We start from the raw sequence: 20,971 nt of genomic DNA, 5'->3' as shown, positions 1-20,971 counted from the left end.
GCCGACCACCGCCCGGTGGGCGAGGCCGACGCCTCCCCCAGTGCACAGTTCAATAGCACTTGTCACGATAGTCAAGGACTTGACGCACTTGACTTGGACAACCGACCAAGACAACCTGTCACCATTATGGGACGACTGTCGACATCCGGCGACTGGCAAAACTGGGCGCGCACCGCACGTGCGACGCCTCGCCGGGTGCTGCACCCCCGTGACCTGGGAGAACTCTCCTCAGCCGTGCGCGGGGGCGCGGCCGAGGGGCTGCGCGTCCGGGCATTGGGCGGGGGCCACTCCTTCACCCCCGTCGCCGTCACCGACGGCGTCCACATCCGTCTCGACTCGGTGGACGCGCTTGAGCGTGTCGCGCCCCAGGACGACGGCACGACGCACGTCACCGTGGGTGCCGGCATCCGGCTGGGGGCTCTGAACACCCTCCTGGCGGACCGCGGTCTGGCCATGCGCAACCTCGGCGACATCGACAAGCAGTCGATCGCGGGGGCCATCTCGACCGGCACGCACGGCACCGGCGCGCGGCTCGGCGGGCTGGCCACGCAAGTCGTCGGCGCCCGGCTGGTCACGGCCACGGGCGACGTCGTCGAGACCTCGCCGACGCAGCAGCCGGAGCTGTTCGAGCTGGCCCGGCTCGGCCTGGGCAGCGTCGGCGTGCTCGCCGCCGTCACCCTCGAGGTGGTGCCGGCCTACCGCCTGGAGGCCCGCGAGGAGCCGTGGCCGCTCGAGGAGGTGCTCGAGCAGCTCGACGGCCCGGACGGCCTCGTCGAGGGCAACGACCACTTCGAGTTCTACTGGTTCCCGCACACGCGTCGCGCGCTGACCAAGCGCAACAACCGCGTGCCCGACGACGTCGTGGTCCCCCTGCCGCGGCTGCGCGCGTGGGTGGACGACGAGCTCCTGTCCAACGCGGTCTTCTCGCTGGCGAACGGCGTCGCCACCCTGGCCCCGTCGACCACGGCGTCGATCAACGGGTTCGCCGCACGCGCCCTGTCCTCGCGCCGCTACACGGCCCCGTCGGCCGAGGTCTTCGTGTCCCCCCGCCGGGTGCGGTTCCGGGAGATGGAGTACGCGGTCCCGCGCGACGAGCTGGTCCACGTGCTCACCGAGATCGACGCCTGGATCGAGTCGAGCGGCGAGCGCGTGCCGTTCCCGGTCGAGGTGCGGTTCGCCGCGGCGGACGACCTGTGGCTCTCGACGGCGCACGGGCGCGAGACGGCGTACGTCGCGGTGCACCAGTACCTGCGCCTGCCGTACGCGCGGTACTTCGCGGCCGTCGAGCGGATCGTCGCCCAGGTGGGCGGCCGGCCGCACTGGGGCAAGATGCACTGGCTCGAGGCCGAGCAGCTGGGCGCGCTGTACCCCCGGTTCGGCGACGCCCAGCGCGTCCGCGCCGAGGCCGACCCCACGGGCGTCTTCAGCAACCCGTACCTGGACCGTCTACTGGGGTCGAGTCACCGCGTCGCGGCGTAGGACCTCTACCGCTTCGCGACCGTCGAGCCCCGGATCACCAGGCGGCCGGCCACGTACTCGGTCCCCGACCCGGTGTCGACGCCGTCGAGCGCGGCGAACACCCGCTGGGCGGCGGTGCGTCCGAGCTGTTGCAGGTTGGCGTCGATGCTGGTCAGCTCGGGCCGGGAGTTGGTGGTCAGCACCTCCCAGTTGTCGAACCCCATGACCGCGAGGGCGTCGGGGACGGTCCGGCGCAGGTCGCGGGCGGTGTCGAGGGCGCCACGGGCGATCTGGTCGGAGCCGCACAGGATGGCGTCGATGTCGGGGTGCCGGGTCAGCAGCACGGCCGCGGCGTCGCGACCCCACCCCTCGGACCACTCGCTGTACATGACGTCGCCGACGAGCTCGAGCCCGGCGGCGTGCAGCCCGGCGCGGACGCCGTCGGCGCGGTCGCGGGCGGCGGCGTAGGCGGGCTCGCCGGTGATGTGCGCGATGCGCGTGCGCCCGCACGCGATCAGGTGCTCGACGGCGATGCGGCCCGCGCTGACGTTGTCGGGGGTGATCGACAGGTCGGACGGGTCGTCGGACGGGGCGTACGCGTAGACGACCGGGACGGGGATGGCGTGCCCGAGCGACGGTCGCGGGTCGGTCTGCCGGCCGACGACGATGAGCCCGTCGACGCGGCGGCTGAGCAGCGCCCGCAGGTGGTACTGCTCGCGGATGGTGTCCCCGCGGGCGTCGCAGAGGAAGACGTTGACCTTGCCGGCGCCGAACGCGTCCTCGGCCCCCATGAGGATCGGGATGACGAACCGGCCCTCGAGGTCGCTGGTCAGCAGGCCGACGGTGCCGGTGCGCCCGGCGAGCAGGCCGCGGGCGAGCGGGTTGGGACTGAACGCGAGCCGTTCGGCTGCCTCCACGACCCGCTGCCGGGTGGTGTCCTTGACCTGGTCACGCCCGTTGAGCGCCTTCGAGGCGGTCGCCACGGAGACCCCGGCGAGGCGCGCGACGTCGGAGAGCGTCACAGCGCGGGCTTGCTCGACGCGGGCCACCGGGACCACCTCCTCGTGGGGCGAATGCCGTTCGTGATCGAACTGTAACCGCAGCACCCCGTTGACGCGCCACCGCCCACCGCTCTATCTTCAGAAAACCTTTTCGGCTTGTTTCGGGATCGGGCCGGTTCGTCGGGATCGTTCTAGGCGTGCACGTCAGGGCGCCAGATCGGCTTCGCAGGACCGGCCGGTGCGCCCCCTCCGATCCGCGGACACCGACAAGGGTTTCGCGCCATGAACCCCGGGGTGCCGACGACGGCACCCGCTCGACGAAGAGCACGAGGAGACGCCCATGAGGATCACCCGCACCCGGTCGGCAGGCACCCGCCTGGCCGCCGGGATCGTGACGGCCGGCTTGCTGGTCGGTCTGGCGGCGTGCAGCAGTGCCGACGACGGCGGCGGCAGCGACGAGGCCGTGACGGCGGGCCCGGACGGCACCGACGACGGCACCACGCTGACGCTCTGGACCCGCGCACCCCTGGAGAAGCAGGCCAAGCTGCTGGTCGAGGCCTACAACGACTCGCACGAGAACCAGGTCGAGCTGACCGTCGTGCCCAACGACGACTACGTCGCCAAGGTCGGCGCCGCCGCCGGCTCGGACGGCCTGCCCGACCTGTTCGCCGCGGACATCGTCTACGTGCCCAACTGGGTGCAGCAGGGCCTGTTCCAGGACCTGACGGAGCAGATCGACGGCCTGAGCTTCAAGGACGAGATCAACAAGGGCCACCTCGCGGCCGGCACCGCCGACGGCAAGGAGCACGTCCTGCCGTTCGTGCTCGACCTGTCGATGCTGTTCTGGAACAAGGACCTGTTCGCCGAGGCCGGGCTCGACCCGGAGAAGGCGCCCGCGAACATGGCCGAGTACGCCGAGGCCGCCAAGGCGGTCCAGGCGCTGAACAAGCCCGACACGTACGGCACGGCGACCGGCCTGAACTGCGGCGGCTGTCTGGTCTTCACCTGGTTCCCGTCGGTCTGGGCCGACGGCGAGCAGGTCATGAACGAGGACGGCACCGAGTCGCTGCTGAACAGCGACACGGCCAAGGAGATCTACTCCACGTGGAAGGACCTCTGGGACTCCGGCGCGGTGCTCCCGTCGTCCGAGGACGAGGCCGGTCCGACGTGGACCGCCGGCTTCACCGAGGGCAAGGTCGGCCTGATGTTCTACCCGGCGACGCTGCTGTCGTCGACCACCGGTTTCGACGTCGGCGTGTCCGGCATCCCCGGACCGGAGGGCGGCGCCTCGACGTTCGTCGGCGGTGACGGCATCGGCGTCTCCAAGGACTCGGAGAACGCGGCCCAGGCCTGGAACTTCCTGTCCTGGATGATGTCCGAGGACGCGCAGGTCGGCGTGCTGGCCAAGAACAACGACGTCGTGTCGCGTGCCGACCTGGCGGACAACGAGTACGCCGCCCAGGACCCGCGCCTGGTGACCATCAACGAGGTCGCCGGCCAGGGTGACACCCCCGTCGCGCTGAACTTCCAGCAGGCGTTCAACGCACCCAGCAGCCCCTGGCTGACCCTCGTGCGCGACGCGGTCCTCGGCGACGGGGCGAACGTCGACGCGGACAACGACGAGATCACGGCGGTCCTCGGGCAGTAGGCCTGACTGGTGGGGTGCCGTCACGCCGCGGCACCCCACCTCCCGCCCCCGGAAGACCGCACGAGAGGCACACCCCGATGACCGTCCAGACGGCCACTCCCGCACCACCCCGCACGACGCGCAGGACCGGCCACCGCCTGCGGGGCTGGGCCTACGCGTCGCCGACCGCCCTGTTCGTCCTCGTCCTGTTCGTGGTGCCGCTGGCGCTGGTGTTCCGGATGAGCGCGTCGAAGTGGCCGCTGCTCTCCGGCGACCAGGGCATCAACTTCCCCGACAACTTCACCGCCGCGGTGGACAACCGGTTCTTCGTGGACTCGGTCGTGTTCACGCTGAAGTACACGATCCTGGCGACCGTCCTGCTGATCGCCCTCGGGCTCGGCCTGGCGCTGATGGTGCAGGAGTCGTCGCGCTGGAAGGGGTTCCTGCGCACGTCGTTCCTGGTGCCGAGCGCGCTGGGCCTGGCGTCGGCGTCGCTGCTCTTCTACGTCCTGTACTCGCCGCTGGCCGGACCGTTGGCGCCCTTCATGGAGCGGATGGGCTGGAGCTTCCTCGGCTCGCCCGACGCCGCGCTGGCCTCGACGCTGTTCCTCATCGTCTGGCGGTACGCAGGCTTCTACATGCTGCTCATGCTCGTCGGGCTCCAGTCGATCCCCGGGGACATCTACGAGGCGGCCCGCATGGACGGCGCCAACCGGTGGCACACGTTCAGCAAGATCACGATCCCCCTGCTCAAGCCGACCCTCGCGCTGACCACGATCCTGTGCGTCACCGGGTCGCTGCTGGCGTTCGAGCAGTTCTACATCCTCACCAAGGGCGGCCCGGACAACAGCACCATCACCGTGGTCCAGCTCATCTACTCGGTCGCGTTCCAGGGCCAGAACGACCTGGGCGTCGCCGCGGCGCTCTCCGTGCTCGTCCTGGCCGCGCTCGTGGTCATCAACGTCGTCCAGCTCCGCGCCTTCCGCGGCTCGGACGAGAGCTGAGGGGCCGACGATGACCATCGCCAGCGTGCAGAACCACCCCGACGCCGACGTCCCGGCGATCCTCCCGACGCACCGGTCCGCACCTCCCACGACGATCGCCGGTCTCGCGCTGCGCACACCGTTCTGGGTGTTCTCCGGCGCGCTCGCCGTGATCTTCCTGTTCCCGCTGGTGTGGACCTCGGTGGCCTCCGTGTCGCCGCACCCCGGCACCGGTCAGGTGGACGGCTGGGGCTTCGGCAACTACGTCACGCTCGCCCACTACCAGGCCGGCATCGGGCAGTACCTGTTCAACTCCGTGTTCGTCTCCGGGCTGTGCGTGGTGCTCACGCTGCTCATCTCGACGCTCGGCGGCTACGCGTTCGCGCGGTTCCGGTTCCCCGGCCGCAACGCCCTGTTCATGCTCACGCTGGCCATCCTCATGGTCCCGTACGCGACCCTGCTGATCCCGCTCTACGTGCTGCTCAACACGCTCGGGCTGCAGAACTCGCTGGTCGGGGTGGCCCTGGTGCTCACGATGTTCCAGCTGCCGTTCTCGACGTTCATGATGCGGATCTCGTTCGAGTCGATCCCGCGGGAGCTGGACGAGGCCGCGATGGTCGACGGGTGCTCGTCGTTCTCGGCGCTGTGGCGGGTGCTGCTGCCGGCGGTCCGCCCGGGCCTGATCACCGTCGGGCTGTTCGCGTTCCTCGCGGCCTGGAACGACTTCTTCGCGCCGCTGATCCTCATCAACGACTCCAACAAGATGACTCTCCCGCTCGCCGTGTCCAACCTGCGCGGCCAGGTGCAGGGCGTCGTCGACTACGGCGCCACCGAGGCGGGCGTCGTCGTGCTCGCGCTGCCCTGCATCGTGCTCTTCCTCCTGCTCCAACGACACTACGTGCGCGGCTTCATGTCGGGTGCGCTCAAGGGATGACGATGACCACCACCACCACGACCGCCGGCTCCGCCTCCACACCGGTCGCACCCTCGCACGGCACCCTGCGGCCCCTCGGGCTCGCCGACGTGCAGATCACCGGCGGCTTCTGGGCGCAGCGGCAGGCCGTCAACGGCTCCGCGAGCCTCGCGCACATCGAGCACTGGATGGAGCGCGAGGGCTGGATCCCCAACTTCGACGCCGCCGCGGCGGGCACGCTGTCCGACCTCGACCGTGGGGGCCGCGAGTTCTCCGACTCGGAGGTCTACAAGCTGCTCGAGGCCATGGCGTGGGAGATCGGCCGCACGGACGACGCCGCCCTCGACGGCCGGTTCCGCGCGATCGTCGGGCGCGTCGCCGCCGCCCAGGAGGCCGACGGCTACCTGAACACCAACTTCGGCCGGGCCGGGCAGCGTCCGCGGTACTCCGACCTGGAGTGGGGCCACGAGCTGTACTGCTTCGGTCACCTCTTCCAGGCGGCGGTCGCCCGCGCCCGGACGCGTCCCGACGCCGACGACGGCCTGCTGGGGGTCGCCCGTCGCGCGGCCGACCACGTGGTCGAGACGTTCGGCCCGGACGGGATCGCGTCCGTCTGCGGGCACGCCGAGATCGAGCCCGCGCTCGCGGAGCTCGGGCGCGCCACCGGGGAGCGCCGCTACGTGGACCAGGCCGCGCTGTTCGTCGAGCGCCGCGGCACCGGGACGCTCGCGGACATCGAGCTCGGCCGGGCGTACTACCAGGACGACGTGCCGGTGCGGGAGGCGACCGTGCTGCGCGGGCACGCCGTGCGGGCCAACTACCTGGCCGCGGGCGCGGTCGACGTCGCGGTCGAGACCGACGACGAGGACCTGCTCGACGCGCTGACCACGCAGTGGGAGAACACCGTCGCGCGCCGGACCTACGTCACCGGCGGCCAGGGCTCGCAGCACGAGGGCGAGGCGTTCGGCCACGACTTCGTCCTGCCCGCGGACCGCGCCTACTCCGAGACGTGCGCCGGGATCGGCTCGGTGATGTTCTCGTGGCGGCTCCTGCTGGCCCAGGGCCTGCCCCGGTACGCGGACCTCGTGGAGCGCACGCTGTTCAACGTCGTCGCCACGTCGCCGTCGCAGGAGGGCACCGCGTTCTACTACACGAACACGCTGCACCAGCGCGTGCCCGGGACGGTCCCGCCGACGGACGTCGCGAGCCCTCGGGCGTCGTCGTCGTTGCGCGCCCCGTGGTTCGCCGTGTCCTGCTGCCCGCCGAACGTCGCCCGCACGCTGGCCAGCCTCGCGGCGTACGTAGCGACCACCGACGACGACGGCCTGCAGCTCCACCAGTACGCGCCGTCCCGCATCCGCACGACGCTGGCCGACGGCCGCCGCGTGGAGCTCGACGTCGACACGGCCTACCCGAGCGACGGCGTCGTCCGCGTGACCGTGGCGACCACCGAGGACCGGCCGTGGACACTGACCCTGCGGGTGCCCTCGTGGGCCGACGGCGCCGAGCTCCGCACCCCCGACGGCGCGCGGCCGGCCCCCGCCGGCACGGTCTCGGTGCACCGGCGGTTCGCCGCGGGCGACGTGGTCGAGCTGCACCTGCCGATGGGGCCCCGCGTGTCGAGCCCCGACCCCCGCATCGACGCCGTCCGGGGATGTGTCGTGGTCGAGCGCGGACCGGAGGTGCTGGCCCTGGAGTCCGTCGACCTCGACGGCGCCGACGTGTCCGGGGTGCTGCTCGACCTGGACGCCGGCGTGCGGGAGGTCGACGGGCGCGTGCTGGTCACCGTCGTCACCGCGGCGCCTGCCGACGACGCCTGGCCGTACGGCGCCCCGCCGCCACCGGCGGACCAGCCCCGCACGGAGGCACCGCTGATCGCGTACCACGACTGGGCGAACCGGGGACCGTCGACGATGCGGGTGTGGCTGCCGCTGGCGTGAGTCACCCGACGGGGTGATCGGCGCGCCCCCAGCAGGCTGGCTCTGGCCCTCGGGCCCGGGTCAGGTGCAGAGTGTGCCGGTGGCCATCACCAGCAGGGCCGTCGTCGCCTGCGCGTACGGCGGTCCCGAAGTCCTCCGCCTCGTCGACGTCGACCCGGGCGAGCCGGGTCCCGGCAACGTCCTCGTCGAGGTCCGGGCTGCGGGGGTCAACCCGACCGACTGGAAGGCCTACGCCGGCGTCTACGGCACGAACCCCGAGAACCTGCCCATGCGGCTCGGGTACGAGGTGTCCGGCGTCGTGAGCGCGGTCGGGCCGTCGGTGCGCTGGCTCTCCCCCGGCGACGAGATCATCGCGTGGCGCGTGAAGGGTGGCTACGCCGACCGGATCGTGGTCTCCGAGCAGGTCACCGTGCGACGGCCGGCGAACCTCGACTGGCCGGCGGCCGCCGGGCTGCTGCTGGCCGGAGCCACAGCCGTGCACACGCTCAGCGCGACCGGCACCCGCGACGGCGACGTCGTGCTCGTGCACGGCGGCTCGGGCGGCGTGGGCCGCATGGTCGTCCAGCTGGCGGTCCTGCGCGGCGCCCAGGTGATCGCGACGGCCTCCCCGCGGCACCACGACGACCTGCGTGACCTGGGCGCGAACCCGGTGGCCTACGGCGACGGCCTGCTCGAGCGGGTGCTCGAGGCCACCCGGCACACCGGCGCCGTGACGGTCGCCATCGACACGGTCGGCACCGACGAGGCTCTCGACACGTCGGTCGCCCTGGTCGCCGACCGCGACCGCGTCGCGACGATCGCGGGGTTCGGCCGCGCCGGTGACCTGGGCATCAAGGCCCTGGGTGGCGGACCCGGTGCGGATCCCGGCACCGCCGTGCGGGAGGCGGCGCGGGCGCAGCTGGCGGAGCTGGCCTCCGACGGCACGCTGGACGTCCGCGTCGCGCGGACCTATCCCCTCGCGGACGTCGCCCAGGCCCACCGGGACGGGCAGGCGGGACACGCGGGAAAGCTCGTACTGGTGCCCTGAGGGCGCTCTCAGAAGGGCAGCGGCGGCGGCGTCTCGCTGATCTCGCGGCGGTTGTGCTCGTCGAGCTCCCGCAGTCCGGCGCTGGTCGCCTCCAGCACGTCGAGCGGGACACGGACGCGGATCCGGATCGCCTGGACGCCGTTGTCCCGGACCGGCAGGTGGGGGCGTGCGAGCGCTCCCACGATGGGGAGCCTCTCGGTCTTGGCGTCCGACGACTGTGTCACGCCGGGGACGGTACTGGACTGGGGGACGGGACGCTACCCCAGATTTCGGACACGCCGCTGACGTGCGGGCACACGCCGGGCGCTAGGCGGTATCGATATCCACCGCGAGCGCACGCAGCTCGTCGAGGACCCGGCGGACCACCAGCCGCTCGGCGCGGTCGCGCCGCACGAGCGCATCGATCCTGCGGCCGGCCCGGACTCCGGCCAGCGGCACCAGCCGCACGCGCGCCCCGCCCCCGAAGGTGTACCGGGGCAGCAGCGACACCCCGTGACCGGCCTCGACCAGCGCCTCGACCACGTGGAAGTCGTTGACGCGGTGCACGATCCGCGGCGTCTCCCCCGAGCGGGCGCCGACCGCGCCGAGCACGGTCGCGACGGGGAACCCCTCCCGCACGGCGATCCACGGCAGGTCGCGCAGGTCGTCCGGGCGGACCTCGGCGTGCTGTGCCAGCGGGTGGTCGAGCGGGACCGCGAGGTCGAGGGGCTCGCGCAGCAGCGGCACCACCTGGACCGCCCTGCCGCCCGACCACCCGAGGCCGTCGTCGGGTCGATGGGCGACGACGACGTCCATCCGGTCCGTGAGGGCCACGAAGTCGTCCTGCGCGACGTCCTCGTCGGTGCACTCCAGGGTGATGCCCTCGATCCCCGCCACGCGCGTGAGCAGAGCCGGCAGCAGCAGCTGGGCGCCGCTCTGGAACGCCGACACCCGCACGACGCCCTGCGGCCGCTCCAGGAACTCGTCGCACGCGGCGCGCGCCCGTTCGAGGGCGACCGCCACGTCCACCGCCGCCTCGGCCAGCGCCTCGCCGGCCGGGGTCAGCCGCAGGCCTCGACCGACCCGTTCCGTCAGGGGCACGCCGACCTCGCGCTGCAGGAGCGCGACCTGCTGGGACACCGCCGACGGCGTCAGGTGCAGCACCGCCGCGGCGGCCGTCACGCCCCCCTGGCTGCCGACGGTCCGGAGTGTCTCGAGCGTGCGCGGATCCATGCAGCAACGCTACAGCGTCACGTCATCACGATTCGATGGTGCTGCACGGTGACGGGCGCGCATGCTCGGGACCATGCCCACCCGCGACCGCCTCATCGCCGCCTTCGTCGCCGTGCTCTGGGGGCTGAACTTCCCGGCGATCCACCTGTCCCTCGAACAGTTCCCGCCGTTCTTCCTCGTCGCGCTCCGGTTCGCCCTGCTCGCGATCCCGACCCTCCTGCTGGTCCCCCGACCCACCGCCGGGCGGCGCTGGATCCTGCTCTACGGCCTCGGGTTCGGCATCCTGCAGTTCGTGTTCCTCTACCTGGCGATGTCCAGCGGCATGCCGACCGGGCTGGCCTCGCTCGTGCTGCAGTCCTCCGCCCCGTTCACGGTGCTGCTGGCCGGGGTGTTCCTGCGCGAGCGCATCACCGCGCGCCAGGGTGCCGGGATCCTGCTCGCCGTCGTCGGCCTGGCGGGCATCGCCGCGCACCGCGCCGGGCTGGCCGGCGGCGCGACCCTGGTCCCGGTCCTGCTGACCCTGTGCGGAGGGCTCGGCTGGGCGGTCGGGAACCTCGGCAACCGCCGTGCCATGCAGGCGCAGCCCGGAGACCCGTTCCGGCTGCTGCTGTGGATGTCCGTCGTGCCACCCCTGCCACTGCTGGCACTGTCCCTGCTCGTCGAGGGTCCCGCCGCGATCGCCGGGTCGTTCCAGGACCTGGGCAGCACCCAGGGTCTGCTCGCACTGGCGGGGCTGCTCTTCACGGTCGTCGTGGCGACGCTCGTGGGCTCCGGCCTGTGGAGCGCACTGATGGGACGGCACCCGTCCAGCACGGTCGCCCCGTTCTCGATGCTGGTGCCCGTGGTCGGCATCGGCGCCTCGTGGCTGCTGCTGCGCGAGCGCACGTCAGCGATCGAGCTGGCGTGCGGTGCGCTGGTGCTCGCGGGGGTGCTGCTGGGCAGCCTGCGCCGGCGTCAGCCGGACGTGCCCACGACCAGCGCGGTCGCGATCGCCGCGACGCCCTCGCCACGACCGGTGAGCCCGAGCCCGTCCGTCGTGGTCGCGGAGACGCTCACGGGCGCGCCGACGGCCTCGGAGAGCACCGCCTCCGCCTCCGTGCGCCGCTGACCGACCTTCGGGCGGTTGCCGATCACCTGGACCGCCACGTTGCCGATGGCGAACCCCGCGTCGCGCACCCGTCGCGCCGCCTCTGCCAGCAGGACGGCACCGGCCGCACCGGCCCACTGCGGCTCCGACGTGCCGAAGTTCGACCCGAGGTCACCCAGACCCGCCGCGGAGAGCAGCGCGTCCGCGGCGGCGTGCGCGGCGACGTCCGCGTCGGAGTGCCCCGCGAGCGGGCGCTCCCCGGGCCAGGCGAGCCCGGCGAGGTGCATCACGTCGCCGGGTGCGGGGTCCAGGTCGTACGCGTGCACGTCGACGCCGATCCCCGTGCGGGGCAGGGTGCTCACTCGTCGCTCTCCGTCGGCAGGGCGGCGACCGCGAGATCCCGCGCGGTCGTGATCTTCGCGGCCCGCTCGTCGCCCGCGACGACCCACACGGGTTCGCCGAGCCGCTCGACCAGGCCGGCGTCGTCGGAGGCGGCCAGCTCCTCGTCGTGCGCGTCGTCGGTACCGTGCGCGTGCGCCCGCAGCAGCAGGTCCCGGGTGAACCCCTGCGGCGTCTGGACGGCGCGGAGCTCGGCGCGCGGGACCGTCTCGAGCACCGGCTCGACGGTCACGCCACGGTGCGGTGCGACGCGCTTGATCGTGTCCGTCACCGGCAGGCCGGGCACCACCGCGGGGTGCCCGTCCCGCACCGCCTCGATCACGCGGGCGACCAGCGACGCGGGCGCGAGCGGACGGGCGGCGTCGTGCACCAGGACCACGTCGACGTCGGTCGCGCGCTGGTCGGCGTCGAGCGCAGCCAGACCGGCGGCCACCGACGCCTGCCGGGTGGCGCCGCCGGCGACGACCAGCAGCGTGACCTCGGTCTCGAGACCGTCCAGCTCGCGGGCGATCGCGTCGAGGTGGAACGCGGGTGCGGTGACCACCAGCACCCGGACGCGATCGTCGCCCGCCGCCCGCGCCGCCAGAAGGTTCCGGGCAGCGTGCGCGACGAGCGACTGACCTCCCAGGGGCACGAGGGCCTTCGGGAGGGAATGACCGAGCCTGCTGCCGCTCCCGGCGGCAGTCAGTACTGCAGCGACACTCACCGTGGTGGTGGCGTCAGGATGCGAGGACCTCGTCGAGGATCGCTTCGGCCTTCTCCTCCTCGGTGTGCTCGGCGAGTGCGAGCTCCGAGACGAGGATCTGGCGGGCCTTGGCGAGCATGCGCTTCTCGCCCGCCGACAGGCCGCGGTCGGCGTCCCGGCGCGAGAGGTCGCGCACGACCTCCGCCACCTTGATGACGTCGCCCGACGCGAGCTTCTCGAGGTTCGCCTTGTAGCGGCGGGACCAGTTGGTCGGCTCTTCGGTGTACGGCGCCCTCAGGACCTCGAACACCTTGTCGAGACCTTCCTGACCGACGACGTCGCGCACGCCCACCAGGTCCACGTTCTCAGCCGGGACCTCGATGGTGAGATCTCCCTGAGCGACCTTGAGCTTGAGGTAGAGCTTGTCCTCTCCGCGGATGGTCCTGGTCTTGATCTCTTCGATCAATGCCGCACCGTGGTGCGGGTAGACAACGGTCTCCCCAACAGTGAAAGTCATCTGCAGGTGTCCCCTTTCGCAGAGGGGTATCTTATCACGCCGTTTTTGGCCTTTTGCCGCGTGATTACCGGCATCTGCGCAGGTCAACCGGCAGGTCACCGGCAGGACACCGCCCCCCCTTCGCCCGAGCCGGTCACGCGTCCTGCACGCCCGGCGCAGGCGCGCGCGGCGGCTAGGCTGGGGCCCGGCGGAGATGCTCCGTCCACCAGCCCAGCCCGTAGCGTCCGACGTCCCGAGGAGTCACCGTGACCTCGCCCCGCCCCCGCACCCTCCGGGCAGCCGCCCTCGTCGTCGGGGTCGCCGTCGCCGGGCTCACGCTCGCCGGCTGCTCCGCGACCAACCCGATCACCACGCAGGACGTGTACTCGGCGTCGGACGGGGTCCGCTTCGTGCTCGGCGACGTGCGCGGCAGCAACCTGCACGTGCTCGTCGCGGCGCAGGGCGACCCCGGGACGCTCCAGGGCGGGCTCATCAACGACAGCAACGAGGACCGCTCGGTCACCCTCGCGATCGGTGACGAGGAGACCATCGTCGAGCTGGGCCCGAAGGAGACCGTGCTCCTCGGGGTCAGCGACGCCGAGGACGAGGGGTACGCCGAGGTGACGTTCGAGGCGATCGACGCCCCGCCGGGCGGCCTGGTCCCCGTGACCATCTCCACGCCCGAGGACGGCTCGATCGTCGAGCAGGTGCCGGTGCTCGACGGCACGCTGCCCGAGTACGCCTCGCAGGTGCCCACCGCACCCGCCGAGGACTGATCAGAACGCACAGAAGGGGCCGTCCGGGATCGGACGGCCCCTTCTGCGTGCAGGCTCAGCCGAAGCGGCCCGAGATGTAGTCCTCCGTGGCCTGCACCCGCGGGGAGGAGAAGATCGTCGCCGTGTCGTCGATCTCCACCAGCCGGCCCGGCTCGCCCGTGGCCGCGAGGTTGAAGAAGGCCGTCCGGTCGGAGACTCGCGCGGCCTGCTGCATGTTGTGCGTGACGATGACGATCGTGTAGTCGGACTTCAGCTCCGCGATGAGGTCCTCGATAGCGAGGGTCGAGATCGGGTCCAGCGCCGAGCACGGCTCGTCCATGAGCAGCACCTGCGGCTTGACCGCGATGGCGCGCGCGATGCACAGCCGCTGCTGCTGACCGCCCGAGAGCCCCGAGCCGGGCCGGTTGAGCCGGTCCTTGACCTCGTTCCAGAGGTTGGCGCCGCGCAGCGAGGCCTCGACGACGTCCTGGGCGTCCCCCTTGGAGATGCGCCGGTTGTTCAGCTTGATGCCGGCCAGCACGTTCTCCGCGATCGACATCGTCGGGAACGGGTTCGGGCGCTGGAACACCATGCCCACCTGGCGGCGGACCGCGACGGGGTCGATGTCGGAGCCGTACAGGTCGACGCCGTCCATCGCGACGCTGCCCTGCACGCGTGCCCCGGGGATGACCTCGTGCATGCGGTTGAGCGTCCGCAGGAAGGTCGACTTCCCGCAGCCGGACGGGCCGATGAAGGCGGTCACCGAGCGGGGCTCGACCGCCATCTCCACGTCGGCCACGGCCCGGAAGTCGCCGTAGAAGATGTTCAGGTCCTTGACGTCGATGCGCTGTGCCATGGGTCTGTCTTTCAGCCGAGGTTCTTGGGGGCGAAGAAGCGGGTGATCAGGCGGCCGATCAGGTTGAGCAGCATGACGATGAGGATCAGCGTCAGCGCCGCGGCCCAGGCCCGGTCGTAGTTGATGGTCGGGATGCACTCGAGGTCGCCGGGCGTGCAGGGCACCAGGCCCTGCGAGTACTGCCGGTAGACATAGACCGGGAGCGTCATCATCCGGCCCTCGAACAGGTTGAAGTTGATCGAGTCGATGACGCCGACCGTGATCAGCAGGGGTGCGGTCTCGCCGATGATGCGGGCGATCGCGAGCGTGATGCCGGTGCCGATCCCGGCGATCGAGGTGCGCAGGACGACCTTGATGACGACGAGCCAGCGCGGCACACCCAGGGCGAGCGCCGCCTCGCGCAGCTCGTTGGGCACCAGCCGCAGCATCTCCTCGCACGAGCGCACGACGACCGGGATCATCAGCACGGACAGCGCGACGGAGCCGACGGCGCCCATCCGGATGCCCGGACCGAGGATGACGGCGAACAGCGCGTAGGCGAACAGGCCGGCGACGATCGACGGGATGCCCGTCATCACGTCGACGAAGAAGGTGACGGACCGCGCGAGCGCGCCGCGGCCGTACTCCACCAGGTAGATGGCCGTGAGCAGGCCGATCGGCACCGAGATCAGGGTGGCGAAGAGCGTGATCTCGAGCGTGCCGATGATGGCGTGGTAGATGCCGCCCGCGTCCATGCCGCCGTACACCCCGCGCATCGAGTGCGTCAGGAAGTAGGCGTTGAAGCGCTCGATACCGTTCACGAGCACGGTCCAGGAGACCGAGATCAGCGGCAGCATCGCCAGCACGAAGGCGGCGTAGATGAGCACCTTCATGACGCGGTCCCGGCGGTGCCGGCCCTTGTCGACCTGGCGCAGGAGCGCGCGGAGCTCGGCGTTGCCCTCGGGGAGGGTCGTGGCGCTCATCAGTTGGCTCCCGAGAAGTCCTTGCGGCGCGCGACGATCGCGCGGGCGGCCATGTTGACGACGAGCGTGATGACGAACAGCGCGAGGCCCGTGGCGATCAGTGCCGAGACACCGAGCGGGTTGGCCTCGGGGAACTGTGCGGCGATGTTGGCGGCGATCGTCTGCTGCTGCCCCGCCTCGAGGAGCTTGAACGAGTACAGGAACCCGGGCGACAGGATCATCAGGACGGCCATCGTCTCGCCGAGGGCCCGGCCCAGGCCGAGCATCGCGGCCGAGACGATGCCCGAGCGCGCGAAGGGGAGGACCGCGACCCGGATCATCTCCCAGCGCGTCGCCCCCAGGGCGAGTGCCGCCTCCTCGTGCAGCCGCGGCGTCTGCAGGAACACCTCGCGGCTCACGGCCGTGATGATCGGCAGGATCATCACCGCGAGCACCAGGCCCACCGTCATGAGCACGCGGGCGGTCGGCGAGACGGTGCCGGCGAAGAACGGGATGAACCCGAGGTACTCGTTGAGCCACGCCCAGATCGGCTTGACCATCGGCGCGAGCACCAGGCCGCCCCACAGGCCGTAGACCACCGACGGGATGGCCGCGAGCAGGTCGACCAGGTAGCCGAGGCCCGAGGCCAGCCGGCGCGGCGCGTAGTGCGAGGTGAACAGCGCGATCCCGAGTGCGATCGGCGTCGCGATCACCAGCGCGAGGGCCGCGGCGAGGACCGTGCCGAAGATCAGCGGCCCCACGAAGTCGAGGAGCGAGGTCGCCTCGCCCATCCACGAGACCTTCTCGGTCAGCTCGGCGGCCGGGGTGGTCAGCGCCGGCCACGCGCGCAGCACCAGGAAGGCGGCGACCGCGACGAGCACGACGAGGATGAGGGCGCCGGCGCCGGTGGCCGTCCACCGGAACACTCGGCTCGCGCCCCTGTCGACCACACGCGTGCGACGGCGGCGGCCCGGCCGCGGGGACTCGACGTCCTCGGTCGGGCGCACACCGTCCTGCGTCGGCGGGCTCTGGGTGCTGGTCACTTCTCTCCTGCTGCTCGTGGTGGGTGGTGCGCCGCCGGCGGCGGACCCGTCCTCCCCCCGAGGCGGGCCCGCCACCGGCGGGTGTGGACGTCAGGCGGCTGCGGTGATCGAGTCGATCGCTGCCTGGACGTCGGTGCGGAGCGTCTCGGACAGCGGCGCGGAACCGGCTGCATCCTCGGACGCGGACTGGCCCTCCTCGCTCACCACGTAGCTGAGGAAGCCCTTGACCAGGTCGGCCTGCTCGGCCGTGGCGTACTCGAGGCACGCGATCGAGTACGACACGAGGATCAGCGGGTACGCGCCGGCCTCCGTCGTCTCACGGTCGATCTTGATGACGATGTCGCCGTCGGCGCGCTCCTCGTCCCGCGGGGAGGCGTCGACCGCGGCCGCGGCAGCCTCCTCGGACGGGGCGACCCACTCCTCGCCGACCTTGATGCTGGCCACGCCGAGCGTGCCGACGGCGGAGTTGTCGGCGTACGCGATCGTGCCGTCGCCGCCCTGGACCGTCTGGATGACGCCCGAGGTGCCCTGCGCCGACTCGCCGCCCTCGATGGGCCAGTTGCCGTCCGCCTCGTAGGTCCACACGCCACCCGAGGCCTTCGCCAGGTAGTCGGTGAAGTTCTTCGTGGTGCCCGACTCGTCGGAGCGGTGGACCGGCGTGATCGCCGTCGCCGGGAGCGTGGCGTCGGGGTTCTCCGCGGCGATCTCGGGGGCGTCCCAGCTGGTGATCTTGCCGTCGAAGATCCCCGCGATGGTGGCCGCCGAGAGATTGAGCTCGGTGACGCCCTCGAGGTTGAAGACGACCGCGATCGGGCTGATGTAGACCGGGATGTCGATGGCGCCGGTGGTGCAGACGCCCTTGGCCTGCTCGAGCTCCTCGCTCGTCAGCGCCGAGTCGGTGCCGGCGAACTGGACCGAGCCGTCGAGGAACTGCGTGCGACCGCCGCCGGAGCCGACCGGGTCGTAGTTGACGTTGACGTCGGGGTTGGCGCTCTGGAAGCCGGCACGCCAGGCATCCATCGCCTTCTCCTGCGACGTGGCGCCGGCGCCGTTCAGGTCACCACTGAGCTCGCTGGCCTGCTCGGGGGCGCCGGACGTGCTGTCGCCGGACCCGGTGGGGTCGTCCGATCCGCAGGCCGTGAGGGAGAGGGCGACGGCGCCGGTGAGGGCGATCGCGCCGATCCGGCCGTGGAGGGAGAGCTTCACTGTGTTCCGTCCTGTCGATCAGGTGCGCACCGATGTGTGCGCGGCGATGCTGACCGTAGGAAGTGCACGTGACCGGGTGGACGGCATCGGGTGAACCCCAGGTGAACGGTGGCCGACGAGTCGGACGGGTGTCCGGGCGCAGCGACGCCCCGCGCGCCGAGGGCGGGCGGGGCGTCGTCGTCGGGGCTACTCGCCGTCGTCGGTGAGCTTGTAGCCCAGCCCTCGGACGGTCTGCAGCAGCAGCGGGTTGCCGGGGTCGACCTCGATCTTGGCGCGGACGCGCTTGACGTGGACGTCGAGCGTCTTGGTGTCGCCGACGTAGTCCGAGCCCCAGATGCGGTCGATCAGCTGCCCGCGCGTGAGCACCCGGCCCGCGTTGCGGAGCAGCAGCTCGAGCAGCTCGAACTCCTTGAGCGGGAAGGCGACCAGCTCGTCGCGCACGCGGACCGTGTGCCGCTCGACGTCCATCCGCACCGGCCCGGCGACCAGCAGCTCGTCGTCGTCCTCGTGGAACGGCGGAGCACCGGCTGTGCCCGCGGAGACCACGACGGCCTCCCGGCGGCGCAGCACCGCGCGGACGCGGGCCAGCAGCTCGCGCGACGAGTACGGCTTGGTGACGTAGTCGTCGGCACCCAGCTCCAGGCCGACCACCTTGTCGATCTCGTCGTCCTTCGCGGTGAGCATGATGACGGGCACGTCGCTCACCAGGCGCAGCCGGCGGCACACCTCGGTGCCCGGCAGGCCGGGGAGCATGAGGTCGAGCAGCACGAGGTCCGCGCCGAACTCGTCGAACTTCGTGAGCGCCTCCGGGCCGGTGGCGGCCGTGACCACGTCGAAGCCCTCCCGCTCCAGCTGGTACGTCAGCGGGTCCCGGTAGGACTCCTCGTCCTCGACGAGCAGGATCCGGGTCATGACGCGCTCCGGCGCACGTGCGCTCCTTCGATGTCGGTGACGGGCAGCTGGCTCACGGTCGACGTGGGCTCCTCCTCGGCGCGCGGCAGCCGCAGCGTGAACGTGGACCCGCGACCGGGCTGCGACCAGACCGTCACCTCACCGCCGTGGTCCGCCGCGACGTGCTTGACGATCGAGAGGCCGAGGCCGGTGCCGCCGGTGTCGCGCGAGCGCGCGGGGTCCACCCGGTAGAACCGCTCGAACACGCGCTCCTGCTCGGCCGGGGTGATGCCGATCCCCTCGTCGACCACCGCGATCTCCACCAGGTCGCCGTCCGTCCGCACCCCCACGCCGACGTGCGACGCCTCGCCGGAGTACGCGACGGCGTTGTCCAGCAGGTTGCGCACCGCCGTGACCAGCAGGTCGTGCTGCCCCAGCACGCGCGTGCCGCGCACGCCACCGATGTCGAGCCGGACGTGCTTGGCCTCCGCGGTCGTGCGGGCGCGGTCGACGGCCTCCGACAGGACCTGGTCCACGTCGACCAGCCCGACCTGCCCGAGCGCCCCCGCCACCTGCAGCCGCGACAGCTCGATGATCTCGTGCACCAGCGCCGACAGCCGCGTGGCCTCCGCCTGCATCCGGCCCGCGAACCGGCGCACGGCCTCCGGGTCGTCGGCAGCGTCCTGCACCGTCTCGGCGAGCAGCGCCAGCGCGCCCACCGGGGTCTTGAGCTCGTGCGAGACGTTGACGACGAAGTCGCGCCGGATCGCCTCGAGGCGCCGCGCCTGCGTCAGGTCCTCCGCCAGCACCACCAGGTGGTCGGCGCTGACCTGAGCGACCCGAACCTGGACCATCAGCACGCCCGGACCGACCGGGCCGCGGGGCACCTCGAGCACCTCGTCGCGGATGACCCCGTCCCGTCGCACCAGCGCGATCAGGTCACGGATCGCCGCCGGGGCCACGCGCCCGTCGCGCACGATGCCGAGGGCGTGGGCCGGTGCGCTCGCCCGCACCACCTGGTCGGACTCGTCGAGCACCACCGCGGCCGACCGGAGCACGGCGAGCGTGCGGACCAGTCCGTCGTCCAGCGCCGGCGTCGGCAGGGACGGCGCACCGTGCTGCGACCGCTCGCTCCACCGGAACGCCAGGGTCGCCCAGATCCCCACCAGCAGGCCGAGGCCGCCGGCGAGGAGGAGCATGAGCCCGTCGATCCCGTCCACGACACTCACAGTAGGACGCGCCGGACGGTGCGCCGCGCCGATGTGGCCCCTGCGCGCCACGCCGCCGTCGAGCGTTCACCGGCAGTTCACCCGGGGCCGCTCGTGCGAGCGGCTCCCGGGATCCTCGGGCTCAGCCGAACGTCTCCATCAGCAGAGACCGCTCGGCGTCCGTGAGGTTGGTGGCCACCAGCGTGCTGTGCAGGCCGTGCATCCGCTCACCGAGCCGGTCCATGTCCGCGTTCTCCGTGACGGCGCACAGCAGCGACGTCCCGACGGTGATCTGCGCACGGATCTCGTCGAGCTGGCTCTCCGGGATGCCGACCGCGGAGACGGCCTTCGTGATCGCCCCGGCGGCCGCGCCGACCGCGACACCGAGCAGCGGCACGAAGAAGATGCCACCGAACAGCAGGCCCCAGAACGCGCCCCAGCCGGTACCCCGCAGCTTGTCGTCGTGCGAGTGGTGCATCTCGGGCTTGTCGGCACCCTCCGGCCAGCTGATGACCGCGTGGTCGACGATCTTGACCAGTCCGTCGCTCTGCGCGCCCTTCAGCGCCGTGACGGCCTTCTGCGCCCCGTCGGCGGTGTCGAACTTCCATGCGGTGAATGTCGTCATCTCGTCCCTCTCTCTCCCCGTTCGAACTCTCTCAGCGGTTGGCCCTGGCGACCTCGTCGCCGTGGACCGTCAGGGCCCACAGGATGAAGAAGTCCAGGACGATGGCGATCAGTGACCACCACGGCGTGACGGGCAGCGACACGAACTGCGCGAGCAGGTTCAGGATCACCAGCACGACCGCGAAGACCCGCGCCCAGCCCGCACCGGAGAACAGCGCGAACCCGACGAACAGGAGCAGCACCCCGAGGACCAGGTGCACCCACCCCCACGTCGACACGTCCACGACCGCGATGCCGTCGGGCGACCAGGACAGGACCGTCTTCGGGGAGAACACCGCCACCGCCCCGGAGATGATGTTGAACAGTCCCGAGACGAGGATCGCGAACGCCGCGAACCACACCCAGCCGACCCAGGCAGTGACCTTCTGTGCCATCGCGCGTCTCCCTCTGTGGGTCTTCTCCGACGATTCGACCAGCAGGAACATCTCTTCGCAGGCTAGGGGTTCGCGGGGCACGATGGGGACGAATCGCCGCACATCGCTGCGCATGGCCCGTCCCCCCAGAACGGCCGTCGTCCGTTCACCTGCCCGCGCCCGGCTGTTCACCTGCCGGTGGCAGC

General features: G+C 71.9%; 21 protein-coding genes and 1 pseudogene. 8 read left to right on the top strand and 14 right to left on the bottom strand.

The genetic code is table 11. The features are described from left to right. Positions 1-126: 126 nt before the first annotated feature. Positions 127-1,479: a D-arabinono-1,4-lactone oxidase gene (locus ASD16_RS11380; protein WP_055916946.1), complete on the top strand. Its 1,353-nt coding sequence runs from the start codon at positions 127-129 to the stop codon at positions 1,477-1,479. A 5-nt stretch (positions 1,480-1,484) separates the two neighbouring features. On the opposite strand, the gene ASD16_RS11375 is transcribed toward ASD16_RS11380, so the two are convergent. Further along, positions 1,485-2,507: a LacI family DNA-binding transcriptional regulator gene (locus tag ASD16_RS11375; protein ID WP_082570859.1), complete on the bottom strand. Its 1,023-nt coding sequence runs from the start codon at positions 2,505-2,507 to the stop codon at positions 1,485-1,487. A gap of 292 nt (positions 2,508-2,799) precedes the next feature. Here ASD16_RS11375 and ASD16_RS11370 point away from each other — a divergent pair, with 292 nt between their 5' ends. From ASD16_RS11370 to ASD16_RS11350, 5 genes are all read left to right on the top strand, one after another. Beyond that, positions 2,800-4,107, top strand: coding sequence for a sugar ABC transporter substrate-binding protein (locus ASD16_RS11370; RefSeq protein ID WP_055916941.1), 1,308 nt, complete (start codon positions 2,800-2,802; stop codon positions 4,105-4,107). A 77-nt stretch (positions 4,108-4,184) separates the two neighbouring features. Further along, positions 4,185-5,090 (top strand): carbohydrate ABC transporter permease, encoded by a 906-nt coding sequence (locus ASD16_RS11365; RefSeq protein WP_055916938.1) that lies wholly within the window; start codon positions 4,185-4,187, stop codon positions 5,088-5,090. Positions 5,091-5,100: 10 nt separating this feature from the next. Further along, positions 5,101-6,003, top strand: coding sequence for a carbohydrate ABC transporter permease (locus ASD16_RS11360; RefSeq protein ID WP_082570783.1), 903 nt, complete (start codon positions 5,101-5,103; stop codon positions 6,001-6,003). A gap of 2 nt (positions 6,004-6,005) precedes the next feature. Then, a complete protein-coding gene (locus tag ASD16_RS11355) occupies positions 6,006-7,922 on the top strand; it encodes a glycoside hydrolase family 127 protein (RefSeq protein ID WP_055916933.1) in 1,917 nt (638 codons plus the stop codon). A gap of 79 nt (positions 7,923-8,001) precedes the next feature. Beyond that, positions 8,002-8,949: an NADP-dependent oxidoreductase gene (locus ASD16_RS11350; protein WP_082570858.1), complete on the top strand. Its 948-nt coding sequence runs from the start codon at positions 8,002-8,004 to the stop codon at positions 8,947-8,949. Between the two features lie 8 nt (positions 8,950-8,957). On the opposite strand, the gene ASD16_RS11345 is transcribed toward ASD16_RS11350, so the two are convergent. After that, positions 8,958-9,173: a hypothetical protein gene (locus ASD16_RS11345; protein WP_055916931.1), complete on the bottom strand. Its 216-nt coding sequence runs from the start codon at positions 9,171-9,173 to the stop codon at positions 8,958-8,960. Positions 9,174-9,255: 82 nt separating this feature from the next. Then, complete coding sequence (locus tag ASD16_RS11340) at positions 9,256-10,161, bottom strand: LysR family transcriptional regulator (RefSeq protein WP_055916928.1); 906 nt, start codon at positions 10,159-10,161, stop codon at positions 9,256-9,258. A 61-nt stretch (positions 10,162-10,222) separates the two neighbouring features. On the opposite strand from ASD16_RS11340, the pseudogene ASD16_RS11335 reads away from it, so the two are divergent. Further along, positions 10,223-11,086: pseudogene (locus ASD16_RS11335) on the top strand (EamA family transporter); the annotation flags it as partial. 29 nt (positions 11,087-11,115) lie between these two features. Here ASD16_RS11335 and ispF read toward each other — a convergent pair. From ispF to ASD16_RS11325, 3 genes are read right to left on the bottom strand one after another with little or no spacing between them, the layout of a single operon-like run. Beyond that, positions 11,116-11,610, bottom strand: coding sequence for a 2-C-methyl-D-erythritol 2,4-cyclodiphosphate synthase (gene ispF, locus ASD16_RS21425; RefSeq protein ID WP_082570781.1), 495 nt, complete (start codon positions 11,608-11,610; stop codon positions 11,116-11,118). Then, positions 11,607-12,353, bottom strand: coding sequence for a 2-C-methyl-D-erythritol 4-phosphate cytidylyltransferase (ispD, locus tag ASD16_RS11330; RefSeq protein WP_055916925.1), 747 nt, complete (start codon positions 12,351-12,353; stop codon positions 11,607-11,609). Before ispD ends, ispF begins: the two co-directional genes overlap by 4 nt. Positions 12,354-12,366: 13 nt before the next feature. Then, entirely contained in the window at positions 12,367-12,849 is a 483-nt protein-coding gene (locus tag ASD16_RS11325; protein ID WP_055916922.1) for a CarD family transcriptional regulator, read from the bottom strand. Positions 12,850-13,094: 245 nt separating this feature from the next. Here ASD16_RS11325 and ASD16_RS11320 point away from each other — a divergent pair, with 245 nt between their 5' ends. After that, on the top strand, positions 13,095-13,604 hold the full coding sequence (locus ASD16_RS11320) for a hypothetical protein (RefSeq protein ID WP_055916917.1): 510 nt from the start codon (positions 13,095-13,097) through the stop codon (positions 13,602-13,604). Positions 13,605-13,659: 55 nt separating this feature from the next. Here ASD16_RS11320 and pstB read toward each other — a convergent pair whose 3' ends face one another. The 8 genes from pstB to ASD16_RS11280 form a co-directional block, all read right to left on the bottom strand. After that, positions 13,660-14,439 carry a phosphate ABC transporter ATP-binding protein PstB gene (pstB, locus tag ASD16_RS11315; protein ID WP_055916914.1) on the bottom strand — a complete coding sequence of 260 codons (780 nt, stop codon included), beginning with the start codon at positions 14,437-14,439 and terminating at the stop codon, positions 13,660-13,662. A gap of 11 nt (positions 14,440-14,450) precedes the next feature. Continuing rightward, positions 14,451-15,401: a phosphate ABC transporter permease PstA gene (gene pstA / locus ASD16_RS11310; RefSeq protein WP_055916911.1), complete on the bottom strand. Its 951-nt coding sequence runs from the start codon at positions 15,399-15,401 to the stop codon at positions 14,451-14,453. Continuing rightward, positions 15,401-16,423 carry a phosphate ABC transporter permease subunit PstC gene (gene pstC / locus ASD16_RS11305; protein ID WP_082570780.1) on the bottom strand — a complete coding sequence of 341 codons (1,023 nt, stop codon included), beginning with the start codon at positions 16,421-16,423 and terminating at the stop codon, positions 15,401-15,403. Before pstC ends, pstA begins: the two co-directional genes overlap by 1 nt. A gap of 90 nt (positions 16,424-16,513) precedes the next feature. After that, positions 16,514-17,629, bottom strand: a complete 1,116-nt coding sequence (gene pstS / locus ASD16_RS11300; RefSeq protein WP_055916908.1) for a phosphate ABC transporter substrate-binding protein PstS — start codon at positions 17,627-17,629, stop codon at positions 16,514-16,516. 186 nt (positions 17,630-17,815) lie between these two features. Beyond that, positions 17,816-18,541, bottom strand: coding sequence for a response regulator transcription factor (locus tag ASD16_RS11295; protein ID WP_055916905.1), 726 nt, complete (start codon positions 18,539-18,541; stop codon positions 17,816-17,818). Next, entirely contained in the window at positions 18,538-19,740 is a 1,203-nt protein-coding gene (locus tag ASD16_RS11290; RefSeq protein ID WP_055916902.1) for a cell wall metabolism sensor histidine kinase WalK, read from the bottom strand. The genes ASD16_RS11295 and ASD16_RS11290 overlap by 4 nt, the downstream gene beginning before the upstream one ends. Positions 19,741-19,870: 130 nt before the next feature. Next, complete coding sequence (locus ASD16_RS11285) at positions 19,871-20,353, bottom strand: DUF1269 domain-containing protein (RefSeq protein ID WP_055916899.1); 483 nt, start codon at positions 20,351-20,353, stop codon at positions 19,871-19,873. A gap of 31 nt (positions 20,354-20,384) precedes the next feature. Then, the gene (locus ASD16_RS11280) at positions 20,385-20,786 is read right to left on the bottom strand and encodes a hypothetical protein (protein ID WP_055916896.1); all 402 of its coding nucleotides are present in this window, start codon (positions 20,784-20,786) and stop codon (positions 20,385-20,387) included. Between the last annotated feature and the right edge of the window lie 185 nt (positions 20,787-20,971).

The sequence above is a fragment of the Cellulomonas sp. Root485 genome (assembly GCF_001426705.1).
Lineage (GTDB): Bacteria > Actinomycetota > Actinomycetes > Actinomycetales > Cellulomonadaceae > Cellulomonas.
Note: the sequence above shows the minus strand (reverse complement) of the source record. Positions and strands in the feature narration are given on the sequence as shown.